Source organism: Haloferax namakaokahaiae (assembly GCF_042663225.1).
GTDB classification, from domain to species: Archaea; Halobacteriota; Halobacteria; order Halobacteriales; family Haloferacaceae; genus Haloferax; species Haloferax namakaokahaiae.
Genome location: NZ_JBHTAA010000002.1, coordinates 306,492 through 322,913 on the forward strand (window position 1 = coordinate 306,492; position 16,422 = coordinate 322,913).

The 16,422-nt window shown below is 61.1% G+C and carries 13 protein-coding genes and 1 pseudogene; 5 read left to right on the plus strand and 9 right to left on the minus strand.

What is annotated here, in order from left to right; all coding sequences use genetic code 11:
- Nucleotides 1-40 precede the first annotated feature (40 nt).
- From ACFQJC_RS07245 to ACFQJC_RS07275, 7 genes are all read right to left on the minus strand, one after another.
- Nucleotides 41-925 carry an ABC transporter ATP-binding protein gene (locus tag ACFQJC_RS07245; protein ID WP_390222647.1) on the minus strand — a complete coding sequence of 295 codons (885 nt, stop codon included), beginning with the start codon at nucleotides 923-925 and terminating at the stop codon, nucleotides 41-43.
- Nucleotides 925-2,031, minus strand: coding sequence for a FecCD family ABC transporter permease (locus ACFQJC_RS07250; RefSeq protein WP_390222648.1), 1,107 nt, complete (start codon nucleotides 2,029-2,031; stop codon nucleotides 925-927). The genes ACFQJC_RS07245 and ACFQJC_RS07250 overlap by 1 nt, the downstream gene beginning before the upstream one ends.
- Before the next feature lie 2 nt (nucleotides 2,032-2,033).
- Nucleotides 2,034-3,050 (minus strand): FAD-dependent monooxygenase, encoded by a 1,017-nt coding sequence (locus tag ACFQJC_RS07255; RefSeq protein WP_390222649.1) that lies wholly within the window; start codon nucleotides 3,048-3,050, stop codon nucleotides 2,034-2,036.
- A 70-nt stretch (nucleotides 3,051-3,120) separates the two neighbouring features.
- Nucleotides 3,121-4,329 (minus strand): ABC transporter substrate-binding protein, encoded by a 1,209-nt coding sequence (locus ACFQJC_RS07260; protein WP_390222650.1) that lies wholly within the window; start codon nucleotides 4,327-4,329, stop codon nucleotides 3,121-3,123.
- A gap of 129 nt (nucleotides 4,330-4,458) precedes the next feature.
- Entirely contained in the window at nucleotides 4,459-4,944 is a 486-nt protein-coding gene (locus ACFQJC_RS07265) for a hypothetical protein (protein WP_390222651.1), read from the minus strand.
- A complete protein-coding gene (locus ACFQJC_RS07270) occupies nucleotides 4,941-5,639 on the minus strand; it encodes a nucleotidyltransferase domain-containing protein (RefSeq protein ID WP_390222652.1) in 699 nt (232 codons plus the stop codon). Before ACFQJC_RS07270 ends, ACFQJC_RS07265 begins: the two co-directional genes overlap by 4 nt.
- A 616-nt stretch (nucleotides 5,640-6,255) precedes the next feature.
- Complete coding sequence (locus ACFQJC_RS07275; RefSeq protein ID WP_390222653.1) at nucleotides 6,256-7,023, minus strand: IclR family transcriptional regulator; 768 nt, start codon at nucleotides 7,021-7,023, stop codon at nucleotides 6,256-6,258.
- Between the two features lie 343 nt (nucleotides 7,024-7,366).
- Here ACFQJC_RS07275 and ACFQJC_RS07280 point away from each other — a divergent pair.
- The 4 genes and pseudogenes from ACFQJC_RS07280 to ACFQJC_RS07295 all read left to right on the plus strand — a co-directional run.
- A pseudogene (locus tag ACFQJC_RS07280) lies at nucleotides 7,367-8,731 on the plus strand (transporter permease); the annotation flags it as partial.
- A 6-nt stretch (nucleotides 8,732-8,737) separates the two neighbouring features.
- Complete coding sequence (locus tag ACFQJC_RS07285; protein WP_390222655.1) at nucleotides 8,738-10,882, plus strand: hydantoinase/oxoprolinase family protein; 2,145 nt, start codon at nucleotides 8,738-8,740, stop codon at nucleotides 10,880-10,882.
- On the plus strand, nucleotides 10,879-11,394 hold the full coding sequence (locus tag ACFQJC_RS07290) for an ImmA/IrrE family metallo-endopeptidase (RefSeq protein ID WP_390222656.1): 516 nt from the start codon (nucleotides 10,879-10,881) through the stop codon (nucleotides 11,392-11,394). Before ACFQJC_RS07285 ends, ACFQJC_RS07290 begins: the two co-directional genes overlap by 4 nt.
- A 12-nt stretch (nucleotides 11,395-11,406) precedes the next feature.
- Nucleotides 11,407-13,365 (plus strand): FAD-dependent oxidoreductase, encoded by a 1,959-nt coding sequence (locus tag ACFQJC_RS07295; RefSeq protein ID WP_390222657.1) that lies wholly within the window; start codon nucleotides 11,407-11,409, stop codon nucleotides 13,363-13,365.
- Nucleotides 13,366-13,659: 294 nt separating this feature from the next.
- On the opposite strand, the gene ACFQJC_RS07300 is transcribed toward ACFQJC_RS07295, so the two are convergent.
- Entirely contained in the window at nucleotides 13,660-14,544 is an 885-nt protein-coding gene (locus ACFQJC_RS07300) for an SMP-30/gluconolactonase/LRE family protein (RefSeq protein WP_390222658.1), read from the minus strand.
- The gene (locus ACFQJC_RS07305; protein ID WP_390222659.1) at nucleotides 14,541-15,497 is read right to left on the minus strand and encodes a mannonate dehydratase; all 957 of its coding nucleotides are present in this window, start codon (nucleotides 15,495-15,497) and stop codon (nucleotides 14,541-14,543) included. Before ACFQJC_RS07305 ends, ACFQJC_RS07300 begins: the two co-directional genes overlap by 4 nt.
- Nucleotides 15,498-15,632: 135 nt before the next feature.
- Here ACFQJC_RS07305 and ACFQJC_RS07310 point away from each other — a divergent pair, with 135 nt between their 5' ends.
- Nucleotides 15,633-16,412, plus strand: coding sequence for an SDR family NAD(P)-dependent oxidoreductase (locus ACFQJC_RS07310; RefSeq protein WP_390222660.1), 780 nt, complete (start codon nucleotides 15,633-15,635; stop codon nucleotides 16,410-16,412).
- Nucleotides 16,413-16,422 lie beyond the last annotated feature (10 nt).

A 16,422-nucleotide genomic window follows, 5' to 3' on the forward strand; every position in this document is an offset into this window, starting at 1 on the left:
CGACAGCGTACGGTTTCGATGGAGGGCGAGCGATTCGTCGCTACCGGTCGTCGGAAATCGCGCGATGCGGCGATATGTGTGGTCCCGTCGGACTCTCGTTATCGACGGTCGCATCGACGCGGAACACGTCGGCGAGGAGTTCTTCGGTGACCACCGTCTTCGGCGGTCCCCAGTCGTAGAGTTCGCCGTCTTTCATTGCGATGAGGTTGTCGGCGAAGCGTGCGGCTTGGCCGATGTCGTGGAGGACGACGGCGATGGTGATGTCGCGTTCGGTCGTGAGCGTCTCGATGACCTCCATGACACGCAGTTGGTGGTGTAAATCGAGGTACGTCGTCGGCTCGTCGAGAAGGAGCACGTCGGTCTCCTGTGCGAGCACCATCGCAATCCACGCGAGTTGTTTCTGCCCGCCGCTGAGGTTGCCGACACCCTCGTCTCGAATGTCGTTCACGCCGGCGAGGGCCAGTGCGCGTTCGACGGCGGCCTTGTCGTCTTCGGTGACGGATTCGAAGAACCCGCGGTGGGGGTATCGACCGTGGTACGCGAGGTCTTCGACCGTGAGACTGGCCGGCGACTGGTTCTCCTGCGAGAGCAGTCCCAACTGTCGCGCGAGCGCCTTCGGCTTGAGCGACTGCACGTCGGTCCCGTCGAGGAGGACGTTCCCGCGTTCGGGCGTCAATTGGTTCGACATCGCCTTCAACAGCGTACTCTTGCCGCTGCCGTTCGGGCCGACGAGCGCCGTGATTTCGCCTTCGGGGATGACGACTTTCTCACACTCGACGATCGGTTCGTCGGTGGTCGGATAGCCGATTGCGAGGTCTTCGCCGACGAGACGACTCGCCGGGGAGTCGCCCTCGTAGTCGGTCTCGGAGACGAGTTCTTCGGCGTTCTGCCCGTCCTTCCGAGGCGTTGAGCGTTGCGTCGTCATCAGATTTCACCGATTTGTGTCTGTTTGCGCATGAGATACAGGAAGTACGGCCCACCGATGAGACCGGTGACGATACCGACCGGAATCTGCACCGGATTGAGCGCCAGTCTGGCACCAACGTCCGCGACGACCATGAGCGCCGGGCCGACGAACATACACCCGACGATGAGGCGTTTGTACTCGCTGCCGACGAGGTTTCGGACCATGTGCGGGACGATGAGTCCGACGAAGCCCACGATGCCGGCGACTGAGATACTCGCGGCGGCGGCGAGAACCGCCACCCCCGAGAGGAGAAACCGGACTTTCTCGACCGACATCCCGAGTGCCTGTGCCGTGCGCTCGCCCAAGAGAAGCACGTTGAGTTGTCGGGACCCAACGAGTGCAAAGAGCAGGGCGAAGATAGTCGCTGGGAGCGCCATCCGAACCTGCTCCCAGTCGGTTCCCGTCAGCGACCCGGTCGTCCACGCGATTGCGCTCTGGACGATGCCGATGTTGTCGGCGAAGAAGAACATCGCCGTCTGCAGGCTGCCGAAGACGGTGCCGACGATGACGCCCGCGAGGACGAGTCGCACCGGCGACGTGCCGTTCTTCCACGCGATTGCGTAGACGATGAGGAACGCGAGCGCCCCGCCGAACGACGCGATGAGCGGGAGGAACGCCGTCAGGCCGGAGAAGACGACGAGCGTCAGGAGAATCATCAACCCGGCACCCGAGGAGACGCCGAGGATGAACGGACTGGCGAGTTCGTTCCGCGTGACTGCCTGAAAAATCGCACCCGAGACGGCGAGGTTCGCGCCGACGAGGATGGCGACGAACACCCGCGGCAGGCGGATGTTCCAGACGATGAGGCTCTCTCTGCTCATCTCCGGGAGTTCGCCCCCGAAGAGGAAGGCGTTCCACGCCTGTGTGCTGAACACCACCTTGGGGTTGAAGACGGCGTGCCACGCCTCGACGAGCGTCATCGAGAACGCGCCGAAACTCACCTGCAACAGGCCACCGACGAGGATGACCGCGAGGCTCACGAGGATGACCGCGACGAGCGAGCCGTCGAACCATCGCTCGGTCGCCGACTGCGAGTCGGTCGAAGTAGTCGTCTCACTCGCCATCGTTAACGTGCCTCCTCCGACTGTGTCGCCGCCTCGTCCGACTGAGAGTCGGCTTCGAGCCGTCGAGCGCGTTCGAGGATTCGTTCGTCGTCGATGTAGTCCAACAGGCGGTCTTGGCCCTCTTCCCACCGAGCCTCGACTTCGTCGGGCGCGACTTGCGTGCGGAACGCTCGGTCGAGGTACGCCTCGCGGAGTTCGACGAGTCGCTCGTCGTAGTCTGCGTCTTCGTCGTAGTCGTGGGCCGGGTCGTCTTCCGGCAGTTGCGCGTGGAACCACTCGCGCCAGCGGTCACGCGTCGCCCACTCGCCCGACAGTTCCGACTCCCGGCGGAGCCAATCGTAGTGCGCCGTAACGGCTTCGGGGAAGCCGAGTTCGCGTCGGTAGTCTTCGAGCAGGCACCGAGCGACGTGTGCGCCGGTGCCGGCCGCGACGATTGCCTGTGCGTTTCGCTCACCCGCGGGGGCGGCGACGTAGAGACCGTCGATTGGCGTTCGACCATCTTCGTCCGAATAGTCGGGGTCGAAGTGTTCGTGCACCTCGCCGTCGCCGTGGTCGTGTTCTTCGAACATCTCGTCGCCGCCGAGCGGGCGCATGTACTCGCCGTCGTACCACGAGGCCGCGACGACGTACCGAGTCGTCACCCGCTCGCCGTCCGTCGTCTCGACGACGAATCCGTCGCAGTCGGCGTCGGTGCCGCCGTCGCTGTCACCGTCGGCGTGGGTGACCGCCTCGACCATATCGGGAACGTACGCACACCCGGCGTCGCGGGCGTGGTCGTGCATCAGGTCGTAGAGCGTCTCGATGTGGATGCCACCCGGGAACCCGAGGTAGTTCTCGATGTATGCAGCGCGTTTGAGTGCGGCGTTCCCGCGGTCGAAAATCACCGTGTCGAGACCGTGGCGTGCGGTGAAAATCCCCGCCGAACAGCCAGTCGGGCCACCGCCGACGACGACCACGTCGTAGTCGAAATCGATGTGAGCATCGTCGGTGATTCGGGTATCAAGTGCGATAGAATTCATTGCGTACGTTCCTCTAAAATCGACCCATTGCGGGCGTTCAGACGCCGATTCGCCTGCGTTCGGTGCATCCTCAGAACTCTCCGTTGACGATGTCGGCGACGCGCTGCTTGTCGTAGAGCGGTTCGTCCACGTCGTAGAGTTGTTCGGCCGTCCGCTGGGTGAGCACGAGGTTCGTAATCGGGCCTTGATACAGGCCGCCAGCGCGGTAGACGTCGTCGTTCTGGACCGCGGTGAGCGCGCTCGCGGTGTCGTGGTTCTTCAGGTACTCGACGACCGTGCTCTGGAACTCCTCTTTCGTCATCGATTCGTATCCGCGGAGCATCAGCACCTCGGGGTCCACTTCGAGGACCGTTTCGAGGTCGATAGCGGCGCGACTGCCGTGGAAGTCCTTGATGTCCGTCTCGGCGAGTGCGTCTTTGACCTGCAGGTCGGTCAAGTGCTTGAAGCCGGTTCCGTCGCCGACGATGTACGGGTAGAACTGCTCGGGTTCGTTGCCGACGCCCCAGAGGACGGCGACGGCGGGGCGCTCACTGCGCGCGGGGACGACCGGCGCGAGGTTGGCCTGGAAGTCGGCGTGGACCTCCTCGAACGCCTCGAAGCGGTCGGTACGCTGGAAGACCTCCGCGAGTTTCTCGAAGCCTTCGTAGAGCGAGTAGTAGCGGTAGTCCTCGTGCCACGGGTAGTGTTGTGCGTAGATGCAGTTCCCGAAGAGCGGGCCGATGTTCTCGGCGACTTCGTCCACGTCACCCTGCTCCCAGCCCTTGAAGCGGTTCATGAGGAAGTTGGGGTCCATGACGTGTACGTCGGCGTCGAGTTCGTAGAACAACTCCTTGCTGACGCCGTCTTGATAGAGCGAGACCATGTCGCTCTTATCGACCGAGACGCCCGGAATTTCGTCGTAGTACTGGGTGTGGTAGCGACTCGTGAGCCAGACGCCCTTCGGCGGTTCGAGGCCGAGTGCGATACCCATGTCGGCCCAACTGCCGTTGTTGGCGACCCACGTCTCGGGGACGGATTCGAACTCCACGTCGCCGACGGGGACCATCGACACCGTGTAGGAGTCGATTTCGGTTTCGTCGGTCGTCGGTTCGGTCTCCGTCTCCGTTTCTGTCGCCGCCGCGGTCGTCGTCGTGGCTTCTGTCGTCTCCGATTCCGTGGTCGTCTCACTGCCGCTACTGCCAGTACACCCGGCCAGTGCAGCACCCGTAATCGCTGCCCCCGTGTACTTTAGATAGTCGCGGCGTCCGAGCGATTCGGAATCCGGTTCATCGAATGCCATTGGTTTTAGGCTATCCTAAACCAATAAATGCCTTACGAATTTTAGGGAGTCCTAAACCAGTAGAAGTGACAGAGACCCACAGAACCCCCCGTCGATACCGCGCCCACCCGCCGAAATCGCACCGAAAGCTCACTTACAGATGCAGTCGTGCCGTTTCGTGGACTGGTTCAGAACGAACGCGTGCGTCTCAGAGGCGAGGGCGAACAGTTTCTCGGCACGCCCTCTCGCAGCGAGCCCATCTTGATAGTACGTCTTCGCTCGGTGGTTTCGCCACAAGTCCCGTAGATTGGATGCGACTCGCTCCGAGAGGATGCCGCGTTTCGCCGCTTCGGTGTAGACACCTGGGTGGGTCCCCGGGAGGTCTCGCGGTTCGACGCCGCCTTCGAGCAGTTTGAACTCGACGACACGCTCGATAGCGACGAACGACGTCTCGATGACGATAGTGTAGTAGCCCGCTTCGAGCAGCGACTCCGCGCCTGCGAGCAGACGGCACGACTTGCGGAGTTGCAGCACGTCGGCTTCGTCGGTGTCGAGACCCGTCTCTATCTCGTCGGGTCGGTAGTCGAACGCCGCCTGTACCTCGTCTATCAACTCCTCGATTCGATTCCCGCTCATCGCTCATCGACTCCGTTCTTCATCACCGCTTTTCGGACCTGCTGGAACTCGTCGGTCCCGTAGACTGTGACGCCTTCACGGAACTGTTCGCGGAGTTTGTCTCCCACGCGCTGGGCGCTCTCGGCCGTCTCGACGAACGGTTCGAAGGTGTAGCGGTCGCCGTCGAATCGCTCCTCGCCGAGGTCGGCTGCAACTCCGGAAACGATGCGTCGAGCACTCGTTCGGTCGCCCTCGACGAGGACGAACACGTCGATGTCGCTCTTGCGGTCGGCTTCGCCGCGGGCGACGCTCCCGAAGACGAGCACGCCGAGCAAGCGGTCGATGTCGCTCGTCGCTGCGACGGCGTCCTCGACTCGCGTGACGAACGCGCGAATCGGGTCGTGGTACTCGGTCTGCTCGAGAGCGAGTATCGGGTCGTCCTTTTCGAGGTGTGCGTTGTCGATGGCGACGTACTTTCGCTGTGTCGTCTGTCGTATCTGGAGTACGTCGAGTTCGTCCAAGAGTTCGACCGCTCGCCAGACCGTCGAGCGACTGTGGTCGGTCTCGTCGGCGAGTTCGCTCATCGTGAACTCCGACTCGTGGGCGTCTACGAGGAGTCGGAGCACGTCGTCGGCCGCGCGGAGCCTGAATATCTTCGTGTCGTCTCCCGGCGGGACGCGAAGGCAGACTCGCACGTGTTTCGTTTCGTCGGACACTGTTTCGTTGTATGCAACGACTTATAATAAGGGTTGGTGTGAATCACGGAACGTGAAGAGACTGGACGTGGCGACCCAAACAGTGGCAACGGAGTCGGTAGTGCAGCGATGGCTGAATTGAGAGGTTCGGAATAATAAATGACGGCAGCAAGCATTGTATTATTTCTACAATATAAGACCACCAATTCATGGTAATATAAATTTCAAATCAAATAAAATAGACTCCACAACCGAGGTTCGACCCACTACATGTGAAACGTCAGAATGGATAAAATAGTCCCAATTTTTCCTAGTAAATCGAAAATGAGCCTGAAAAATGAGAGTTCGATACTGAAAGGCACATTATTCAAAGAATCGAGCAGAAGCGATATCGCTCACCACCACGCAGACCGTCCACCATCATCAACCGATCATGTAATCAGTATTTAGAAAATTAATGTTGTGTTATATTTGCACTACAGTTCCTTCCGAGGTAGCAGTAGCTCGCCAGCCGAGAGACACTAGTAAAGAAGTACGAGCACGTGATGCGCGCTCGAAACTCGCCCGACGAATGAGGGAATCGCCTCGATGACGAACCAAAATTACAGGCATACATCTGTAATGAACGAGCCAGAGCCTACGAGTACGTGATGTTGACTTCGACCATCTTAGACGCACGTTGGAGAAGGTCTGGAAGTTCTTCTCTGAACCGCTCACCGTGAATTCGACGGGTCGGTCCCGCGACGGTCAGTGCCCCGAGTAGTTCGCCCGTTTCGCGGTTCTGAATCGGCGCACCGATACCTCGCATCCCATCGACTCGCTCTTCGTCGTCGAACGCCACGCCCGTTTCCCGAATCTCCGCGAGTTCGGTTTCGAGTTCGTCGCGGTCCGTAATCGTCTGGTCGGTCTTCGCTGGAAGCCCGAACTCTGCGATGACGGCATCTCGTCGCTCCTCCGGGAGGTGGGCGAGTATCGCTTTCCCCGCGCCGGTACAGTGAAGGTAGAGACGAATGCCGAGTCGGGCATCAGTTCGAATCGCCTGGTCCGTCCGGTCGTAATAGAGATAGACCGCCTGACCGTTCTCTTCGGCGGCGACGGCGGCGGATTCACCCGTCTCTTCGGCGAGTTCGTTCACCACCGACTTGGTCACGGGGTAGACCAGCTGCCGACTGAGGGCGCTCGACGCGAGTCGAAGCGTCTTCAGACTGACGCTGTACGAGCGGTCGTCCTTCACGACGTAGCCACACTGACGAAACGTGTCGAGGTGGCGGTGTACGGTACTTTTCGGCTGACCGCTCACTTCTGCGATTTCGGAAACCCCTCCGGTTCCGAGGTCCTGGACCGTTTCGAGAATCTCCATCGCTGTGGCGACCGATTTCATCGGGGGCGTGTCGTCGTTTGTCATGGATTGTCTACTCGTTTGCAGACCACATTCAAAAACATTGTTCTGTGTCGTAGGATATGTATCCCACATCGTGGAAAAGATTGGTTCGTTGGCAAGTTCTTAATAATTGATAAGGCAGATTTCGGCGCGTTCACAATGTTTTGGAACATTCGTTCCACCATGCGGAATCATCCCGATGTATTAATTGTCTATGGTAATTTGAATTTCATTTACGGACGGGTGTAGTTCAGACGAAGTTCGACGGTCATTCGAAGAGGAGAGATGAGTTGAGCCCACATTTTCGGGCCAGCCGAGCGCACAATCGAAGTCACACGCGAAAAGTACCTATTGGCTTAACTTTCTAGCAGAATGTAATTCCCCATGGTTATTTATACTATTAGTCTACACATTGTGGTGGTGTAACACACCAATGAGTATGATAGGTGCAATCGGGATCCTTGTAGTGTTCGCAATATTCGGCATCCTCATGATGACTGAGTTGGTGCCGACGTTTGTCGCACTCGCTGCAATGGCTCTCGGAATCGCAGCAGTCGGTGGTCTAGGTTACGAACAAATTCTGAACGAAGTCATCGTCGGCGGGTCAACGCGGTTGAGTGCGGCGTTCGTGGCCGTCTTCTTCGGCGCGGCACTCGGTGCCATCGTCGAGCAGACGGGCATCGCCGAAGACCTGGTCAAGTCGGCCGCCGAACTCGGCGGCGACAGTCCGTTCATGGTCGCAATCCTCCTGTACGTCGCGGTGGCGGTCATCGCAACGAGTATCTCCGGGCTGGGAGCGTTCATCATGATTGCGACGATCGTCTTCCCGATTATGGTGAGTCTCGGTTTCCCGCGCAAAGTCGCTGCGGGGATCGTTCTCCTCGGCTACGCGAACGGCGTGATGTTCAACCCAGCGAACTGGGTGTTCTACGCCGACGTGACGGGAATCAACCTCCAGAGCGTGATGGTCTGGGCGCTCCCAACGGGTGCGGCCGCACTCCTCGCGGGCCTCGGATACATCACGTTCCAGACGCGAACGTCCTCACTCCAAGCGACGTGGACGATGGAAACTGACGGGGGTTCGAGCGAGGTCTCCCAGTTCGATTCCAACGTCCCCACGTACGCGCTTCTCTCACCAGTCATCCCAGTAGGTCTGGTTATCGCTGGTATCCCAGTGCTTCCGGCGTTCGTCGTCGGCATCCTGTTCGCTGCAATCGCCAGTAAACCGGGTCTCAACGGCCTGAAGAACCCCGGACAGACGCTCAACCAGGTGACTCACGCGTTCCACCAAGGTATTTCGAGTGCCGCGCCGGCTATCGCCCTGATGGTCGCCATCGGCTGGCTCCTGAAAGCGGTGTTCGCCGAGTCCGTTGCGACGACGATGGAACCGCTTCTCTCCGCAATCATCCCCGAGAGCATGCTGCTCTACGCGGTGATGTTCATCGCATTGGCCCCCCTGGCGCTCTACCGTGGTCCCCTCAATCTCTGGGGCCTCGGGAGCGGAATCATCGGCGTGCTCGCTGCCATCGGCGTCAATCCGGCACTGATCACCACGACGGCGGTGAGCGCACTTCGCGTGCAGGCCCCGGCCGACCCGACGAACACCCACAACGCGTGGACCGCAGACGAGATGGGTGTCAACGTCAACAGTATCACGAAGAGCGTCCTTCCGTTCGCGTGGATAACCGCAGCCGCAGGTATTATCGCCTCGGTCTACCTCTTCGGACTCTAACGAACAATGACGAACATTCGAGTCGGAATCGACGTCGGCGGCACCTTCACGGACGCGGTCGCTATCGACAGCGAATCGCTCGAACTCCTCGAGCAAGTGAAAGTACCGACGACGCACGACGCCGACGAGGGAGTCGCGGCGGGTATCGTCCAAGCGTCCTCGCAGATTTTGGACGACATCGACGCCTCCCCCGAAGACGTCGTGTTCCTCGCTCACGGAACGACGCAGGCGACGAACGCCCTCCTCGAAGGTGACGTTGCAACGGTCGGCGTCATCGGCATGGGCAAAGGGTTGAAAGGTCGGCGAGGGAAGACCGAGACGAACGTCGATGATATCGACCTGAAGAACGACCAGGTTATCGAGACGGCACACGAGTTCGTCTCCCTCGACGACGGCTTTCCCGAAGCCGAAATCAGAGACGCACTCGGCAGATTCGAATCGGACGGCGTCGAAGCAATCGTCGCAAGCCAAGTGTTCGGCGTCGATGACCCACGTGCGGAAGAACGGGTCTGCGACATCGCACGCGACGAAGGCTTCGCCGCCATCGGGGCGAACGTCGTCTCGAAGCGGTACGGCCTGAAGGTCCGCACGAGAACGGCCGTCGTGAACGCGAGTATTCTCCCTCGCATGATGGAGACGTCGCGTTCGACCGCAGACGGTATCGAAGGAATGGGTGTCACCGCACCGCTGATGATAATGCGGTCCGACGGCGGTGTGATGGAGATAGACGAAATGCGCCGCCGACCGATTCAGACGATTCTGTCCGGCCCGGCGGCGGGCGTCGCGGGCGCGCTCATGTACGAGAACGTCACCGACGGCATCTTCATCGAAGTCGGCGGCACGTCCAGCGACATCAGCGTCATCGAGAAGGGCCAACCGAAGTGGAAGCCAGCGGAAATCGGTAACCACACGACGTTCCTCGAAACGTTAGACATCCGTACGGAGGGTGTCGCCGGCGGGTCGATGATTCGAATCGAAGACGGCGATGTCGTCGCCTCTGGACCGCGGAGCGCACACATCGCGGACCTCCCGTACGCCGTGTACGCGGACCCGGAGGACATCACGGACCCGAGACTCGTCCGCGTCCGTCCGAAGGAGAACGACCCGGCGTACGTCGCTATCGAAACAGCCGACGGTGACCGGTACGCCATCACACCGAGTGGCGCGGCGAACCTCCTCGGCTTGGTCGATGCGGACATGTACGCCGCAGGCAATCCGGACGCAGCGAGACGGGCGTTCGAACCCGTCGCCGCCGAGCTCGGTACCGACGTCGAGACTGCCGCAGAACGCGTCCTCGAAGTGAGCGTCCAGACCATCAAACCCGTCATCGAGAACATCATCGACGAGTACGACCTGAATCCGAACCTGCTCGAACTCGTCGGCGGTGGTGGTGGGAGCGCCGCACTGCTCCCGTACCTCGCCGAGACGACGGACTACGACGTCCATCTGGCGACGAACCACGAGACCATCAGCACCATCGGCGTCGGATTGGCGATGGTCAGAGACGTGGTCGAACGGAACGTGATGGACCCCTCGGAAGACGAAATCGAACACCTCAGGAGAGAGGCAGTCGATTCCGTCATCGGGATGGGTGCCAATCAAGAGACGGTCGAGGCACGAGTCGAGTACGACGCGTCTCGGAACCTCCTTCGCGCAGAAGCGGAGGGTTCGACCGAGCTACAGACGCGTGACCTGTCCCAAGGGGCGGTCACTGCCGACGAGCGACGCGAAACGGCCGCGGCAGCACTGGACGTCGAACCCGGCGTCATCGACGCCGGTGCATCGACCGACGGTCTCCACGTGTACTTCGCAGACGAGACCACGACGCGGTTGTTCGGGTTGCTCTCGAAGACGAAATCGAAGACGACAGTCGTCGATAACGCGGGTGTCGTCAAGATGAAACTCGAAGACGCGGCCGTCTACGAGGCGCGTGGGGACTCACTCCAACGGACGGTCGAACGAGTACTGAACAAGGAGTCCGTGTTCAGCAACTCGGCGACGAAGCTCCCCAACATCTACATCGCGCGGGGGAACCGCCTCGTCGATATCAGCGGGATGTCTACGCGGGACCAGGTGCTCTCGCTGGTAGATATCGAACTGGAAGATACCGAAGCAGACGAGGAACTGGTCATCCTCGCGGAGAAACCATGAACTTCGGCGACACCCTCCGGTCCGGTCAGGCGGGGAAGGCGGTCAGCCCACAATGCAAGCAGTTCGGTGAGTCGAAAGCCAGCGAACTTCGGTCGGTACACGAGACGACCGACGTGTGGGAACTCGCTGCGAGAGAGGGAGTCACCGTTCGACGGAGTGACTGGGACGGCGTCGATCGACTGCGACTCTTCGGCACGTACGCCGACGGCGTCATCACGCTCTACGACGCACAGATTCCCGCGCTCTCCGAGACCCTCGAAATCGAGGAGTCGCTCGCCACGGAACTCGTCTTGGCCCACGAACTCGGTCACCACGTCCTCGACGCGTCCGAACTCGCGTCGAAACCACGCTCGCCGTGGCGCAAGATGCTGTCGCCGTGGGGCAGTAGCGCCGAAACAGAGCGAGCAATCGAAGAACAGGCTACACATTGGTTCGCGCTCGAACTCCTCGGCGACCGTCTCCCCGAGACGGCCCGTCGGAAACTCCGCCGAGGAGTCGAAGATACGACGTAACACAACTACCACATGGAAACACACACATTGCAGGACGAAGCGTACGCCACCGTCGTCGTCGGCGGGTCGGCAGGAGGTATTGCGACCGCGATTCGCGCCGCACGAGAAGGGACATCGACGCTGTTGGTGACCTACAACGAACGACTCGGCGGGATGATGGCGGGCGGGCTCAGTTACACCGACACGCTGGTGATGAAGCCGCGCGCCCCCATTCTCGACGAGTTCTTCGAAGCAGTGCGAGAGCACTACGAGACGACCTACGGACGGGATTCGACGCAGTACGAGTACTGTGAAGACGGCTACATCTTCGAGCCACACGTGGCCGAAGAGACGTTCGAAACGCTCGTCGCCGACGAGGACGACCTGACCGTCGTCCGCGGGTACTATCCCACCTCCGTGGAGCGAACGAACGAGACGGTGAAATCGGTCACGTTCGAATCGTTCGAGACCCACCACTCCGTTACGGTCGAGGGGTCGGTGTTCGTCGAAGCCACCTACGAGGGCGACCTCATGGCGACGATTGGGTCGTCGTATCGGGTCGGCCGCGAGTCGCGGTCGGCGTACGACGAGCAGTTCGCGGGGAGAATCTTCACGGGCATCCGAGGAGACCGATACTACCCCCGCGAGGCCGTCGGGCACGCGGACGATACTGCGCCGATGGACCGACGTGGCCCCCTTCACGTCGCAGAAGAGAAGCGACAAGGAACCCTCGACCTCGTTCCCCACCCGGCGGGTCTCACCGAGATATTCCCCGGGAGCGACGGGAGCGGCGACGACGCCATCCAGGCGTACAACTACCGACTCTGTCTCTCGCGTGACCCGGAGAACCGACGATTACCGGAGCGACCCGCGAACTACGACCGCGAGGAGTTCGTCGAAGAACTCCCCGCGGTCATCGAGTCCGGACTCCGGTCGTATCTGACGCTTCGGTACCTCCCGAACGACAAGGCGGACATGAACGCCGCCGACCTGCCCGGCCAGAACTACGACTACCCCGAAGGGTCGTGGGAGACGCGGAAGGCGATTGCCGAGCGACACCGCGAGTACGCGCTCGGACTCCTGTACTTCCTCCAGAACGACGACGCAGTCCCGGAAGACATCCGCGCAGATGCTCGACGATGGGGACTCCCTACGGACGAGTTCGTAGACAACGACAACTTCCCGTGGCAGTTTTACGTCCGCGAGGCGCGCCGCCTCGATGGCCGGTACACGTTCTCCGAGAGCGACGCACGGTTGGCACCCGGACTCGACCGGGCACCGGTTCACGGCGATGCAATCGCCTATGCGGAGTATCCGCTCGATTCGCACGCCTGTCGAGAAGTTCGACGAACCGGCGGTGAGCCAGAGGGGTTCTTCTACGCCTCGCAGGTGACTCGGCCATCACAGATTCCGTACCGAGCACTCCTCCCGAGGGAAGTGAACAACCTGCTCGTACCCGTCCCGCTGTCGTCCACGCACGTCGGATACGGGACGATTCGGCTCGAACCGACGTGGATGCACATCGGCGAGGCGGCCGGCTACGCCGCGGTGCTCGCCGACGAAACCGACGTTGCGCCCGCGTCGCTCGACGTCTCTGCGCTTCAGCGACGGCTTGCCGCCGCAGGGCTCTCGTTGTCGTTCTTCAACGACGTGAACGCCGAGGCCGACGAGGAGTGGGCACCGGCCGTTCAGTACCTCGCCACGAAGGGCTTCTTCGAGTCGTACGACGTTCGACCGACCGACCCGCTCGAACGCTCGGTTGCCACCGAGTGGATCGACACGGCTACGAAGCTCGTTTCGGGGGCGTCGTTCGACCCGACCGACCGCGCGAAAGCGGTCAACACGTCGAGTAGCGACCCTCCGCTGACTCACCAAGAGTTTGCCGAGTTACTTCGTGAACGGGTCGGCGCCGACGTGAAGAGCGAGGGCGAAGGCGACGAAGCGATCAGTCGTGGTGAGGCCTGTCGCCTCATCTACGCCGCAGTCGCATAGTCGCATCCGAATCGAGTGCGACGGGGATAGCCGCCGAATCCGACCCCGCCGGCGAACGACGGTAACCACACTCGCCGCCGAGTGCGTGGACAGGCAACCGAAACGTGGAGTGGGTTACGTCGGTGACTAACTCCACCACACTTTCCGTACGGCCTCCCAGTGAGGCCGAACTATTCTGCCCCCCTTTTGATGCACTTCCTGTGATTTCAGTTGCTGATGGTTCGAATTCGAGTTCGACAGACCGTTCGCTCGCACGCGTCGAGGGAGGACGCCGAAAGACCGCGTCGCTGAAAATTAAACGTCGATTCGAGAACGATGCTCGATGAGTCCGGAAACGTCGCTCTGGAACCCGAAGAGTGCGCCAGCCCCGCTTCCTTCGTCAGCCCGGTCACCTGGTGGGCCGTCACCCGGCCCAAGCGCGGTCGTGACGTAGACGTCGCTGCGTCTATCGCCGCCGAACGTGAGACTCGACACTTTTCGAGCGGGGAGTTCGATTCGACGGTCCTCGGTCCCATCGGGAGCGAATCTGATGAGACAGCCACCGTTCCACTGCGCGGACCAAACGTATCCATCTTCGTCCACGGCGAGACCGTCGGGGACGCCTCGTTCGTTGGTGCGGTCGATGAATACCTCTCGATTCGAGAGGCTGCCCGTCGGTTCGTCGTAGTCGAAGCGGTATATCGTCCCGGGAACCGACTCGGTGACGTAGCAGTGCTCGCCGTCGGGGGTAAACGCCATTCCGTTCGGAATGTCGAGGCCATCGAGCACCCGTGTCGCTGTTCCGTCCGTGTCGAATCGATAGAGTCGTCCCAACCTGTCCTCTGTTGGCATCGTCCCGGCGAAAACCCGGCCTTTGGGGTCGGCGACGACGTCGTTAAACCGCGACTCGCATTCGCCGGGGACTCCGCGCCAGGCCAGTTCGACAGACCCGTCCTGCCACCGTTCGATTCGTCCGCCGTCTTCGAAAAGGAGGAGCGAACCATCGGTCTGAATCGTGAATCCGCCGATGACACTCGTCTCGTAACATCGTTCGTGTTCTCCAGTCAGTGGGTCGTAGCGGTAGAGAACGCCGTTGGGTATGTCTACCCAGTACAGACGTTCCTCGTCAGGGTGCCAAAGCGGCCCCTCGCCAGTGTGGCAGTGAGAATCGACCAACATCGTCGGCGAATCGACGTTCATCGTGTCTGTTCGAGGAGTCCTTTCATGTAGCCGATGGCAAACAGTCGCCCCTTCGTGTGGTAGCCGGGATTGTCGTTCTGCTCGCCCGCCATCGTCGGGACGTGGTCGGGGCGCATCGGTCCGTCGAAGCCCACCTCTCTGTACGCCTGCATCGCGGCGAGCATATCCGTCGGGCCGTCGTCGTGCCACGTCTCGACGAACTCGTCGGCGTCGCCCTCGACGTCGCGGAAGTGGACGAAGTTGATTCGGTCACCGAAGTGGTGAATCGTCGCCGGGATATCGACGCCCATGGCCGCGAAGTTCCCCTGACAGAACGTCACGCCGTTGTGTTCGCTCTCGTAAATCCCGAGGACTCGGTCGTACGCATCGACGCTGTTGATGATACGGGGAACGCCTCGTACCTCCTCGCGTGGCGGGTCGTCGGGGTGGAGTCCGAGTTTCACACCGACCTCTTCGGCGACGGGAACGACGCGTTCGAGGAAGTATTCGAGGTTCTCCCACAGTTCTTCTCTCGAACGGCTGGCGGCCTCGTGGGTCGGGCCGCCGCGCATCTTGTCGTTCTCGTAGGCCGTGACGTACGACCCACCGCGCGATTCGACGTGGGCGCTCGTTCGCGCCCACCGAATGCCCGCCATCCAGTCGTAGCAGACGACGCCGATATCGAGGTCGCCGCACGCTCTGAGGAACTGTTGGAACGCGGCGATTTCCTCGTCGCGCCCGTCGAGTCCGAGACGGGTCGTATCGGTCAGTGGAACGCTTCCCTCTACGACCGAGACCGACAGGCCGGCATCCTCGAACCAGTTGCAGATGCGCCGAAGGTGGTCGTAGTCCCAAAACTGCGTCCCGTCACCGATTTCGAGGGTGTGGATGACGGCGTCCGTGACGCCCATCTGTGTCGCAAGTTGCCATCTGTCGTCCGGGGCTGGCGGTAGCACTAGCGCTGGTCGAACCATACCTCACCATGCGAATACCTCGCAATAAAGATTCGTACACGAATCACCGTTCGCTGGGTGGTCTCGGACGTCCCGCGAACACGACATCCACCAAAACAGTAATGTGGCGGTGCCGAGCACGTCAAGGTGTCACACATGTCGTTAGCAGAGAGAACGGCGCTGATTACCGGCGCAAGCTCTGGCATCGGTCGAGGAATCGCACGCGAACTCGCAGCAGCGGGCGCGAACATCGTCGTCGCAGACATCCGCGAATCACCGAAACAAGGCGAATACTACCAGACGGACGTACACGTTCCGACGGCCGACCTCGTCGAACAGGAGTTCGGCGTGGACGCGACGTTCGTCGAGACGAACGTCAAGAACGAGTCCGATATCGAACTCGCGGTCCAAACTGCGGTCGAGGAGTTCGGTGGGCTGGACGTTCTCGTCAACAACGTCGGGACGCAAGTCCTGGGTGGCACACAGGAGATTACCGCCGAGGATTGGCACCACGTCGTAGACGTCAACTTGACGAGCTACTTTCTGGCCGCGAAGTACGCGATTCCCCACCTCGTCGAGTCCGAACACGGCCGCATCGTCAACATCAGCAGCGTGAACGCCTACATGGGCGGTGGCGGACCGCCGTACTCGGCCACGAAGGCGGGAATCGTCAACCTCACACGCGACCTGGCGCTCGAAGTCGCCGAGGCGGGAGTGACGGTGAACGCCGTCCTCCCCGGAGTCGTGAAGACGCCGATGCAGGACCAAAACGACGAGCAAACACGCCAACGACAGGCCGAAAAGACGCCGCTTCCTCGCGTCGGCGACCCGGAAGACGTCGGGAAGGTCGTCCGGTTCTTTGCGAGCGAAGAAGCTGAGTGGGTCACAGGCGCGGAGTTGCTCGTCGATGGCGGCTACTCAATCGGCGGGTACTAATCGGCTCGAA